We start from the raw sequence: 2,434 nt of genomic DNA, 5'->3' as shown, positions 1-2,434 counted from the left end.
TGCCCGACATGAAGGTCTCGTGGGCGACGTCGCCGATCGCGGCGGCGGCTTCGGGCGGGGTGCCGGGCTGGACCGGGGGCACGCCCATCTCGACGGCCTTGGACGCCTCGTCGAACTGCTGCTCGGTGAGCGGCGGGAGCTTGGCGTCGGCCCAGTTGTCCGGGAGGTCGCTGTCGACCCGGGAGGCCATGACCGCGCCGAGCACCGCCGTGCCGAGGCTGCCGCCGATCTGCATGGCGGCCTGCTGGAGACCGCCCGCGACACCGGACAGCTCCATGGGCGCGTTTCCGACGATGACCTCGGTCGCGCCCACCATGACCGGCGCGAGGCCGAGACCCAGCAGGGCGAACCAGAGGGACATCGTGAGGCTTCCGGTGTCCGTGGAGAGGGTCGACATGCCGAACATCGCGGTGGCGGTGAGCACCATGCCGCCGGCCAGCGGGATCCGCGGACCGACCTTGGTGATCACCACGCCCGCCAGCGGGGAGCCGACGATCATCATTCCGGTGAGCGGCAGCAGATGGAGTCCGGCGTCCACCGGGCTCAGACCGTGCACATTCTGAAGGTAGAAGGTGACGAAGAACAGGCCGCCCATGAAGGCGATGGCCATGAGCACCATCAGGACCACACCGGCCGACAGCGGCACCGAGCGGAACAGCTTCAGCGGGATCAGCGGCTCACGGACCTTGCTCTCCCACAGGGCGAAGAGCGCGAAGGAGACGAGCGACGCGGCGATGAAGCCCCAGGTCTTTCCGCCGCCCCAGCCCCAGGTCGGCTCCGGGGCCTTGATGAGCGCCCAGACCAGACAGAACATGGCGCCGGACAGCAGCAGGATGCCCGGGATGTCGAAGGACCGCGGCGCGTTCTCGGCGCGGTGGTCCTTGAGGATGACCACGCCGAGGGCGACGGCGAGGACGCCGACGGGAACGTTGATGAAGAAGACCGACTGCCAGCTGACGTGCTCGACCAGCAGACCGCCGACGATCGGGCCGCCCGCGGTGGACGCGCCGATGACCATGCCCCAGATGCCGATCGCCATGTTCAGCTTCTCGGCGGGGAAGGTGGCGCGCAGCAGACCGAGGGCCGCGGGCATCAGCAGGGCGCCGAACAGTCCCTGGGCGACCCGGAAGACGACCACCATGGCGATGCTGTCGGAGAGGCCGATGGCCGCGGAGGCGGCGGCGAATCCGACGACTCCGACGAGGAAGGTCTGGCGGTGGCCGAAGCGGTCGCCGAGCTTGCCCGCGGTGATCAGGCTGACGGCGAGGGCGAGGAAATAGCCGTTGGTGATCCATTGGACGTCGGCGAAGGTGGCGTCGAGGTCCTCGGCGATCGCGGGGTTGGCTATCGCGACGATCGTGCCGTCCAGCGCGACCATCATCACGCCGATGGCCACGGCGAAGAGGGTCAGCCAGGGGTGGCCGCGAAGCCCCTTGGCCGGGGTGGGGCCGGGGTCCCCGGGATCCTTCGACGCCATGTCTACGGTGGTCTGACTAGTCATGCCGAACAGGCTAATGTCAGCCACTGACAGTTGACAAACCATTTCAGTAGTCGGCGGCTGTCACATGGGCCACAGGTACGCTGAGCTGGCCGAAGCGGCCGAAAACGGCGCGCGGACGGTCGACGGAACTCGGTCAGCGGACCTCGGTCACCGGACCTCGGTCACCGGCCGAGGAGAACCGGCCGAGGAGAACCGGCCGAGGAGAACCGGCCGAGGAGAAGTCTCCGGCCGGAGAGCGGAAGAGAAGCGAGGGCGTGTGACGGTCGAGCCGACAGCGGAGACGACGGGACTGCGTGAGCGGAAGAAACAGCTCACCCGTCATGCGCTGGTGCGTGCCGCGCTGGAGCTGTTCATCGCCCAGGGGTACGAGCGGACGACCGTGGACGAGATCGCGGACGCGGTCGACGTCTCCCAGCGCACCTTCTTCCGGTACTTCGCCAGCAAGGAGGAGGCCGCCTTCGCCGTGCAGTCGCTGGTCGAGTCGCACTTCCTGGAGGCGGTACGGACCCGGCCCCCGCAGGAAGGCCCTTTCGAGGCGCTGCACAACGCCGCGCTGGCCGCCTGGGACACCCTCGGCGAGGCCATCGGCGAGATCATTCCCTTCGATCTGCATATGCGCAGCTATCTGATGATCGAGTCGACGCCCGCGCTGATCGCGGCGCATCTGCGGCGCTCGCTGGATCTGGAGGAGAAGCTCGCGCGGCTGATCGCCGAGCGCGAGGGGCTCGACCTGGAGCTGGACCCTCGGCCCCGTACGGCGGTTGCGGCGTTCAGCGGGGTGATGAGGGCCGCCGGAAGGCGGTGGGGTCTCGGCGAGGACTGGAGCGCCCAGTCGCTGCGGAATCTGACGGCGATTCATCTGGACGCGCTGAGACCGGCGCTCGCACAGGACTGGCGGACGCCCGGCACGGGCGGGGCGTAGCTCCGGGCGGG

General features: G+C 69.1%; 2 protein-coding genes. One reads left to right on the top strand and one right to left on the bottom strand.

Annotation, left to right across the window (positions count from 1 at the left end):
• Positions 1 to 1,477 (bottom strand): MFS transporter (locus tag FF041_RS13340; protein ID WP_407698149.1); only part of this gene is annotated, 1,477 nt, incomplete at its 3' end.
• Between the two features lie 280 nt (positions 1,478 to 1,757).
• On the opposite strand from FF041_RS13340, the gene FF041_RS13335 reads away from it, so the two are divergent.
• Positions 1,758 to 2,423: a TetR family transcriptional regulator gene (locus FF041_RS13335; RefSeq protein WP_323391829.1), complete on the top strand. Its 666-nt coding sequence runs from the start codon at positions 1,758 to 1,760 to the stop codon at positions 2,421 to 2,423.
• Positions 2,424 to 2,434 lie beyond the last annotated feature (11 nt).

This window comes from Streptomyces jumonjinensis, assembly GCF_009600885.1.
Taxonomy (GTDB): domain Bacteria; phylum Actinomycetota; class Actinomycetes; order Streptomycetales; family Streptomycetaceae; genus Streptomyces; species Streptomyces jumonjinensis.
Note: the sequence above shows the minus strand (reverse complement) of the source record. Positions and strands in the feature narration are given on the sequence as shown.